This window comes from Variovorax sp. WDL1, assembly GCF_001541225.1.
Classification (GTDB): Bacteria; Pseudomonadota; Gammaproteobacteria; order Burkholderiales; family Burkholderiaceae_C; genus Variovorax.
In genome coordinates this window covers 4,340-13,350 of record NZ_LMTS01000338.1, presented here as the reverse complement: position 1 = coordinate 13,350, position 9,011 = coordinate 4,340, and the positions used below count along the sequence as shown (strand labels likewise).

The window sequence follows — 9,011 nt, the reverse complement described above, 5'->3', positions numbered from 1 at the left end:
CGATCTGGCATGCGGTGCTTTCGGCATAACCTGCCCGGACTTTTGGAAACGTCACTTGGCTTCGCTGAAAATTTGCACCAGAGCCCTTCAATGCAGGATCGTAGTTGCTGCGCCTTTTCATTACCACGCCCGCATCGCCCAGAGAGTCATAGCCAGCGACCCATTTGCGCAACGACGCCACGTTCACGCCCTGGGCCGCTGCCGTCGCGAGCAAGCCACCGCCACCTTTCCTGTACGCCTTCACTGCGTCCAGCTTCTGCTTGTCTGTATACCTGATCATCCCGTTTCCCTAGATTCGGTTCGTCCAGGTTTTGGGGGTCAGTTCAACTCTTGGTCGACACGTGCACACTATCTCCCCTCAGGCCTCTGGCGAGCGGCTCTTTACCGCTCACACGACACGACACATCTCAACCGCGTAGGGAAATTGAACGACCTGCATACTGCCCAGAGTTTTTGCTTACAGCGATGTTCAGATTTGCGGAGCCAGTTCGCCCGGAGCCTTCTTGAAGACACTCCGAGCACCACAGCCAGCACTCCCCCCATTGATGGCGTATCCTACCGTCAGCGCGAACGGTCAAAAGAGCCCAAGCCAGGCTTGTAGGTTTTTTCATCAACGAACTGTTTGATGCCCTTCGCGCGCGCGCCCTCCGGATCTAAGAGCCGCGCTTGGTCGAGCTTCGCGAACAAGTAGTCGTTTGCGTCTTCCCAAGACATGTCGCGCACACGTCGAAACGCGTCTTTCGCTGCGCGAAGCGTCATTGGATTCTTCTGCAGCAGCACATTCGCCAGCTGCCGCGTGCGATCCCTGAGCTGGTCTCGTGCAACCGATTCGTTCACGATGCGCATCTGTGCTGCACGCTTGCCGTCGAATGTTTCACCGGTCATGATGTAGTACATCGCGTCCCGATGCGGCATCACGACCGACAAGGCCTTGGTGACATTGCCCGCCGGGAGGATGCCCCAATTTATCTCCGAAACCCCGAAAATTGCATCATCTGCGGCAATAGCTAGGTCGCACGAGATCAGAGGACAAAAGCCGCCACCGAAGCACCAACCATTAACCATGGCAATGGTAGGTTTGGGATAGTGCATCAGTTGACGCCACTGCCAAGCAGCGTTCATCCGATAGATCTTTTGCCGCGCAGACTCGGACATTCCGTCGGTTACCCTGAAGAAATCCTTGAGATCCATGCCAGCGTGAAAGGAATCGCCCGTACCAGTGATGACGACCACCCCGCATCGATCATCGGCTTCCAGCTTCTCCAATGTCTGGATCATCTGGGCCGCCACGGCCGGACTAATCGCATTCTTTTTCTCGGGCCGGTTAATCGAAACCCAGGCGATCTGCCCCTCCATCTCGACATCAACGAAGCTCCGCTGACTATAGAGGACATCATTCATCTCTGTAATTGCGCTCATATAAGCTCTCCTTCTTTCTTCATAATTGCAGGGCGCATGAACATTCGCCAAGCACCACATTCAACCTCATTGCTCCCCTTCTCTTGCGGCAGCTCTTGTACCCTTCGCAAAGAGGCCAAGCAGGGCTTCGCGTCGCTTATAGGGCCATGGCGGAACTCCTGCGCTCCACGCGCGAGCTGGTATGACGAGTCAAAGCTCGAGCCCGTGCTCACCTTGACTACTCGGCCTTAATGCCGGATGCGCGCATAGTGCGGCCCCATTGCTCGCGGTCAGTTCGGATGTACTCGGCGAACTCGGCCGGCCTCATGAAGTGGCCGACTGAGCCATAATGCGCCATGCGCGCGAGCAGCTCTTTGTCTTCCATCGCCGTGCTCAGACCCTTTGAAAGAGTATCGACAACTTCGGGAGGCGTTCCCCGGGGTGCAACGAGGCCAAACCACGAACTGGCGTTCACCTCTGGAAGTCCTTGCTCCGCTAGCGATGGAATGTCCGGGGCTGACGGCGAGCGGTCCATGGTTGTGACGCCGTACGCTCGCAGCTTGCCCGCCCTAACGTGCTGCAGCGTGCCAGGCATGCTGCCGAAGTAGAGGTCGACATGGCCTGCCATCAAATCCTGCAGGACTGGCGCTTCGCCACGGTACGGCACATCACGGAACTTAGCGCCGATGGCATTGAAGAACATCGCCGCGGTCAGGTGGGTGAAGCCCCGCGTGCCGGTGCTGCCAACCGCTGCCTCATCTTTGGCCTTCAGCCAGCGCACCAACTCCTTGACGTTGTGCGCCGGGTGCGAACTGGATGAGACCAGGACAAGCGGCGCCTCGGAGATCAAGCCGATTGGCACGAAATCCTCCGCCCGGTACGGCAAACGCTTGTGAGTATGCGGGTTCACGGAAAGAGAAGTGGACACCGTCACCAAGACGGTGTAACCGTCAGGTGCGGCGTTCGCAACGGCCTCAGTACCGATGATAGTGGCCGCGCCGCCCTTGTTCTCCACCACGATCTCTTGTCTTAGCGCGGCCGACATGTTACGTGCCACTAGGCGTGCGATTACGTCGGTGCTACCGCCAGGGGGAAATGGTACGACAAACTTGATCGCTCGCGCAGGATAGTCAGCCAAGGCTGCTCCGGGCAGCAGCAAGATGCCGACGATCAGCCATAGTCGGGCTAACAAGATCATAGTGGTCTCCTATTTTGCGGACGTCAGATTCGTAATCCATGCTCGGCCCAGTGAGGTTCGCGAAGCTTGCGTTTCAACAGTTTCCCGGAGTCGTCGCGAGGAAGCTGGTCGGCGAAGAAGAACAGCCGCGGGACTTTGAATCCAGCGAGCCGCGCGCGCAGCCATTCCTGCAGTGCGGCTTCGTCCACACGCCAACCAGGTGAAGGGATAACGTACGCTGCGAGATTCTCACCATACTCCGAATCAGGAACGCCGATAACGGCGCAATCAAAGACCGCTGGGTGGTTGATCAAAACCGACTCGATTTCGGCGGGGTAGATGTTGACGCCGCCCGAGATCACCATGTCCTTTTTCCGATCCACGAGGTACAGGTACTCATCGGAGTCGAGGTAGCCCACGTCGCCGTTGGTCACTAGCCCGTCGAGCTCTATCGATCGGCGTTTCTGATCGGCGTTGTGGTACGTGAACTCAGGCACCCCTTGCATGCCGACGTAAATCTCACCTAACTCGCCCGGCCCAAGGCGTTGGCCGTCTTCAGCGTACACGCGGATTTCGCGCCCCGGCCAGGCCTTGCCTACAGTTCCGGGCTTGGCCAGCCACTCCTCGGAAGAGCAACGGGTAACCATGCCGGTCTCGGTGGCGCCGTAGTACTCATAAATCACGGGCCCCCACCAGTCGATCATGGCCGACTTGACTTCGCGTGAGCACGGGGCGGCCCCGTGGATGACAAACTCCAGCGAGCGCAGATCGTATCGGCTGCGCACCGCCTCGGGGAGGCGAAGCAGGCGCACGAACATAGTCGGCACCAAGTGAAGGTGAGTAATGCGCTCCGCTTCGATCAGCGCTAGCAGCGCCTCCGGGTCGAAGCGTGGCATCAGCGCAATACTGCCACCCAATCGCAGCACGGCCAGGGTATAGGTGTTTGGCGCGCTGTGGTACATCGGCCCGGCCATGACAGTGCGCACGCCGCCGCGGAGCCCGAACCATTGCTGCGACATTTCGCCGAAGCGACGGGCGCCATCTGGCGGCAGCGCAAAGCGTTTTACGCCCTTAGGGAGTCCGGTGGTGCCGCTCGTATACACGATTGTGCCGCGGCTGCCCACCAGCGACCGGTCACGTAATGGCTCGTGCGAATCGATCACGAGCGCGAGGTCGTCGACATCTGGTGGTACGGACCACAGTTCGCAGGGCACAGCGTACGGGTGCGCCAATTCGGCGGGCACGGCGACCACTATAGGGTGCACGCTTGTTGGCACAGCATCTCGCACGCATGCATAGAGGTCCGCGTGCGCGAGCAGCACCTTTACGCCTGAGTCCTTTAGGATGTACGCGACCTCCGATGCAGTTCCATGCCAATTGATCGGGACCGGGTAGGCCCCGAGCAACGTAGCTGCGACCATCGCTTCAAGGAAGCACAAGTCATTGCGCATCAGGATCGCAACGGCATCATCCGTGCCTACCCCGCGACCCCGCAGCGCCGCAGCAAGGCTGCCGCCTCGGTGCCACAACCTCACAAGGTCAATGCGGCGCGTGCCGCACGATGCGTAACCCTGGGGCGCCGACAAGTCTGCATTAGTCATTTCGGCCATATCGCGGTTTTGTTCACGCTAATCTTGCTAGGAGTTTTGGGTGCTGAGACGCGTGACTGTCGACGCATGCCCGCAGCCCCCATGGCGGAAGGAAATTTTCCGTGCCACGTTGGGTGCCCTCCGTCCGCCGTGACAGTCCCGAGCGCCCCGGTCACAACGGCAAGCGAGGTTTGCTTCCCATCGGGCTCAGAGCGGCGCTCGTCCTTCACCACTTGCAGCGAGACTCTCGCGAGCGGCGCGTACGAAGACTGCACCCATTCAAAACCCTGGTACACATCGAACCGGTCTGCGAGCATGTGAAAGACGGCTCGATCTACCCAGTCTTCACGCGTCTGCACGTCTTGATAAGCGCGAACTACTTCCTGCTCACGCCGGTCGATCTTCAAGGGAATCGCGGGATCGAACTGGTGATACACGTGATAGAACTTATATTGGTGTTTAAACTCTTCCGCAGTAACGTTGTTCACCCGCAGCCGCGACTCAGCGCCGGGCGCCACGGCCAAGATGAACTCGTCTATGGAGCAGTACTGCGTCCGTTTACCGATCGCGTCACTTCCAAATACAGGCAACATGCACCTCACCGTGGACATAAAAAAACTTCTTCAGCCAATCACGAGAACCCGCAGGGAGGTCGGAGCCAGGCTCAAACTGGTGGGGCTTGACGCGTGCTGTGGCTTGTCCCCGCACACCTGCGGACTTGTCGGCAAGAGACATGTCAGGAATACCCGCCATGAAATTCTGCTTCGCTTTCGGAAGCGGGCCGTACGGCTCAGAGAAATGCCGCTCCATCGACCACAAGAAATCCCACTTGCGGCTTCCGTGCTTCTTCAGAAATGGCTCGATGTCGTCGGCCAGCTCATAGAGATCAGTGTGGGAGTTCCAAAGAGCCGTCGGGACCTCTTCGAGTGCGTAGCAGAGCTGCGGAATCACGTCCGGAGCCGGATACCAGACCATTTCGGCCAAGCGCTTATCAACCGGGAACATGCTTCTCCTTTCCACCGTTGCCGTGTGCAGTCTCGAAGACGCAAAGTAGAGTCCAGGTGCTTGCGCTTGTCAAGCGATAGTGCCTCAGAGTTGCAGCATCTTCATCTTACGAGACGATGATGCAGTGGCGCCGCCGACTTAGCAGGCTGCTGAAGTACCAAGCGCGCCGAAGTCATCCTGTATACCGAAGAAGGCGGCTTGCTGATTTCGACGTTCCGGGTTGGCTTTCATCGCTGTTTTCCTTGCTTCGAGGGTCGTTTTCGGCTCTCGTTAACCTTTACGGCGTCAAGGGACGGATTTCTGCCAAGGTGCGCATGCGCACGAGGTTGTAGGCTGCCATCGTCAGCACGAACGACTGGTCGACTTTCTTGATGCCGCGCACCATCACCTGCCGGATGGGGCCGACGAACTTGGCCCAGCCGAAGCCTTGCTCGATGAGCTTTCGCTTGCGTTGCGAGATCGCATAGCCCTCGCTCTGGGCGATCTCATCGGCCACCGCCAAGCGACGCCCCGATTTGTTCTGCGCCACATGCGCCGTGACCTTCATGTCCTTGAGCGCCTCGATGATCTCGCCCGCGCCATAGCCCTTGTCCGCGCCCAGCGTGACCTCGGCTTCCGCACTCCCGGTTGCCTGACGTGCGTCCCAGATCATGGCCTTGGCCGCTTCACGTTCGGCAAAGCCGTCGGCCTGCGTGACCATGGCATTGACCACCAGGCCGTGACGGTTGTTCGTGAGCGTGTGTCTCATAGAGCGCAGCTCGCTGCCGGTCTTGCCCTTGCGGTACAGCCTCGAATCGGGATCGGTCTTCGACTCGTGCGTTTCGTTGCTGCGCTTCTGCCCCTTGAAGTCCCCGCCGCTGCCGCCATCGTCGTCCTCTTGTGTCCGGCCCGAGCCTGGATCAGCGTGCCATCGACGCATCGAGCCTTCGGTGGGCACCACCGGAGAGAGCTACGACAACGCGCTGGCCGAGACCATCAACGGCCTGTACAAGGCCGAGATCATTCAACGGCGCGGGCCGTGGAAGACCGGGGAAGCTGAGGAAATGGCCACGATGGAATGCGTGGTCCTGGTTCAACCACCAAAGGCTGCTGGAGCCTATCGGCTACATCCCACCGGCGGAGTTCGAGGCCAACTAAATACTATCGCCAACTTGAGCAGCAGACCATGTCGGCCTGACTCAAGCCAATGAGCCTCCATGAAATGCGGGGCGATTCAGCTCGCAAGGATCATGCAACTTATTTTTGCGACAGGATTGTTCGATTGTTCGGACCTTCCCTGGAGTGCTTCCCGCCCCCTCAAAAATGGGTGCTTGACACTAGCAAGTAACAGGTGGAAACTCCATGTCCAAAGCTAATGGAGATCGACTTGCCTAAGACCGTGATCACCGGTTCATGGGGATCGCCCAATCCTTCGTGCGCCGCTGAGTCGGAGTTGCACGACCAAACACTCGCAGCTCTCGAGATGTGGCGGACCTCGCTACGCAAAGTGCTATCCCAGTATGAAACGAGCGCTGACGCCGTTGCGTCTTGGGATTCTCTGCAGGAGGTCGGAATGGCCGAAGTGCCCGAAACCAACGATTTCAGTGTTCGGTTGGCCATGGTTACATTTTCGGAGTGCGGACGCCGTAGTTTAATGTTGCCCGTGCTAGGTTCTCTGCTATTGGGCCTCTTTCGGAAACTCGGGAAAGAGTGGGAGCAACTTACCCAGGTGCAAGGCCTCAGAGTCGCGACGTCAGTGGATACGGCCGTGGAAAGCCTCAAGGTCGAACGAGAAGCACTCTCCGGAGAGTTGGGCTTTGTCGAGTGCTTGCAGGGCGCCAACCATCTACTCGTCCTAGCGGAGCATCGTGCCATTGTGGTGGAGGTGCAGCGTTCAAATGTTAAGTGGACCGTACAGACTGGCTTGGTCTCGGATGAACTGGTCCATGCGCGAATGCAGTGCGCGAGTATCCGTGCCATTGCAGGAGATTCCGCAACATTAGAGCGGGCGTTCACAATTGCCCGCCTTTTGCTTAGTGCCAGAGCTTGCGGTGCTGTCCAGAGGTCTTTCGAGCTTGCGTGCGAGCACGCCGCATTGCGCACTCAGTTTGGGCGCCCCATCGCTGCGTTTCAAGCTGTCCAACACATGCTTGCTGATGCCGCGCTTTTACTGGAGGGCTTGACACGTTGTATCGACGGTGCGGCCGCTGCGATGGACGCGCAACGTAGCAGCGCAACATATCAGGCTGCAGCGGCCACCAGCGCGGCAGGTCTTCATCTACCGAAGATTGCCATAAAGATGCATCAGGTCATGGGAGCCATCGGCTTTGCGGAAGAGCACGCAATGCCGAGACTCACGCGCCAGGCTATATCGGATGTTCACCGCATTGGAGGGCCTCGAGCCTCACGAGCCGCGATTATGGTGCAACTAGCGAGGCGGATCGAGCAATGAGCGCTGCTGTCGAAGGATCCGTGTGCCCCCCCCGGCGTGTGCTGCCTGACTTGGATACGTCCGAGGATGTGCATTCCTTCCGCATGCAGGTTCGCTTTTGGCTTGACAAGCACTGGTGGGGGGGCTTGCGGCAAGCGTTCGCGCTGCTTCGCGAGCAAATCGATCGTGGAGCATTGCCTTCAGCCGCTTGGTGGCTGACCAAGGCTGGCTAAAGTTTGGCATGCCCTCTGAGTACGGAGGCTATCCAGGAGCTGCAGTTCAGCAGTTGATCCTCTCGGAGGAGATGAACTATGCCGGAGCGCCTTGCAATGCTCATTCAATCGGAGCTTACATGGTTGCTCCCGCTATCGCCCGCTTCGGGACCGCTGCGCAGAAGGCCCGCTGGATGCCGCAGCTGATGCGTGCCGAGGTGACATTCTGCCTCGGCTATAGTGAATCATGCGCTGGGTCCGATCTCGCCGCGATCAGAACCTCAGCCCGCCGCAAAGGGGACTGTTGGGTGATTCGTGGCGAGAAGCTCTGGACTACAGCCGCTGACAAAGCCGACTATGTCTGGCTGGCTGCGCTCACAGATCCCCAAGCCGTACCGCGACATGCTGGGATTAGTGTTTTCGCCGTACCTATGAGTTCGGAGGGAATTTCATATAGAGCTAGTTCAAACTTGAACGGCACTCAGTTCTACACAGTGACGTATGACGATGTGCATGTAACATCCGATGCACTAGTTGGGGAGGCCGGAAAGGGTTGGGCCGTCATCGGCCAAGCACTCGCAGCGGAGCGCGCCGTTTTTGGCGGCACTGTCGGTCGGGCATGTCGCGTCTTTGACGAAATGGCATGCCAGCTTCATGCCGCACGCGGGGGGCAGTTCGATGCGAGCACGCAAGACGTCATGGGGACCTTGGCCGCGGAAATCGAACTGGCGCGACAACTCTCGCTGGGCACTATAGAAGCACTCCAAGCCGGTAATTCAGGTCTCGTTCCCGCCGCGATGTCGAAGATTTCTGCATCGCAGTTGCTACAGCGAATTGGCGTGAAAGCAGTTGAGTTGCTGGGCCCCAACGCCCTTCTAGATATCGATACCGGAGACGCCCTGATTCACGGCGGTGCGCAGGACTTAATTCGTCAAGGAATCATGTTCTCGATCGCCGGGGGTACCAACGAGATTCAGCGGGGAATCATTGCCGTCCGGGGACTCTCACTTCCGGCGGGCTTGACAGCTGCCAAGTAGTCACCAACGGGGGCCTCAATGTCTGAGTTTGCATCTTTCCCTGCTCTCCAAATTCATTTGATCAGGGGCGGCCTCAAGTCTGAAGTGGTGCGCCGGGAGACCGGCAAGGAGTAGAAGGGTGCAAGTCCCTGACGACAAAGAAGTAGCGAATCATGTTGTCCCCGAGTCATGCGTGGTGAACCT

At 58.7% G+C, this 9,011-nt stretch carries 8 protein-coding genes and 2 pseudogenes; 3 read left to right on the top strand and 7 right to left on the bottom strand.

The annotated features are described in order from the left end of the window. The 7 genes and pseudogenes from APY03_RS41075 to APY03_RS38300 form a co-directional block, all read right to left on the bottom strand. Nucleotides 1–280 (bottom strand): transposase (locus tag APY03_RS41075; RefSeq protein WP_157103524.1); only part of this gene is annotated, 280 nt, incomplete at its 3' end. Nucleotides 281–561: 281 nt separating this feature from the next. Continuing rightward, the gene (locus APY03_RS38325; protein WP_232081446.1) at nucleotides 562–1,419 is read right to left on the bottom strand and encodes a p-hydroxycinnamoyl CoA hydratase/lyase; all 858 of its coding nucleotides are present in this window, start codon (nucleotides 1,417–1,419) and stop codon (nucleotides 562–564) included. A gap of 217 nt (nucleotides 1,420–1,636) precedes the next feature. After that, nucleotides 1,637–2,596, bottom strand: coding sequence for a Bug family tripartite tricarboxylate transporter substrate binding protein (locus APY03_RS38320; RefSeq protein ID WP_068685863.1), 960 nt, complete (start codon nucleotides 2,594–2,596; stop codon nucleotides 1,637–1,639). Between the two features lie 23 nt (nucleotides 2,597–2,619). After that, nucleotides 2,620–4,176 carry an AMP-binding protein gene (locus tag APY03_RS38315; protein ID WP_068685868.1) on the bottom strand — a complete coding sequence of 519 codons (1,557 nt, stop codon included), beginning with the start codon at nucleotides 4,174–4,176 and terminating at the stop codon, nucleotides 2,620–2,622. After that, complete coding sequence (locus tag APY03_RS38310) at nucleotides 4,173–4,757, bottom strand: hypothetical protein (RefSeq protein ID WP_068685861.1); 585 nt, start codon at nucleotides 4,755–4,757, stop codon at nucleotides 4,173–4,175. The genes APY03_RS38315 and APY03_RS38310 overlap by 4 nt, the downstream gene beginning before the upstream one ends. Next, nucleotides 4,735–5,169, bottom strand: a complete 435-nt coding sequence (locus tag APY03_RS38305) for a hypothetical protein (protein ID WP_068685859.1) — start codon at nucleotides 5,167–5,169, stop codon at nucleotides 4,735–4,737. The genes APY03_RS38310 and APY03_RS38305 overlap by 23 nt, the downstream gene beginning before the upstream one ends. Before the next feature lie 277 nt (nucleotides 5,170–5,446). Then, a pseudogene (locus tag APY03_RS38300) lies at nucleotides 5,447–6,087 on the bottom strand (transposase); the annotation flags it as partial. Here APY03_RS38300 and APY03_RS41070 point away from each other — a divergent pair. The 3 genes and pseudogenes from APY03_RS41070 to APY03_RS41065 form a co-directional block, all read left to right on the top strand. Further along, a pseudogene (locus tag APY03_RS41070) lies at nucleotides 6,087–6,346 on the top strand (integrase core domain-containing protein); the annotation flags it as partial. The pseudogenes APY03_RS38300 and APY03_RS41070 sit on opposite strands and share 1 nt — an antisense overlap. A gap of 375 nt (nucleotides 6,347–6,721) precedes the next feature. Next, nucleotides 6,722–7,600: an acyl-CoA dehydrogenase family protein gene (locus APY03_RS38295; RefSeq protein ID WP_162487263.1), complete on the top strand. Its 879-nt coding sequence runs from the start codon at nucleotides 6,722–6,724 to the stop codon at nucleotides 7,598–7,600. Between the two features lie 115 nt (nucleotides 7,601–7,715). Further along, nucleotides 7,716–8,828, top strand: coding sequence for an acyl-CoA dehydrogenase family protein (locus APY03_RS41065; protein WP_083944915.1), 1,113 nt, complete (start codon nucleotides 7,716–7,718; stop codon nucleotides 8,826–8,828). The last annotated feature ends 183 nt before the right edge of the window (nucleotides 8,829–9,011 follow it).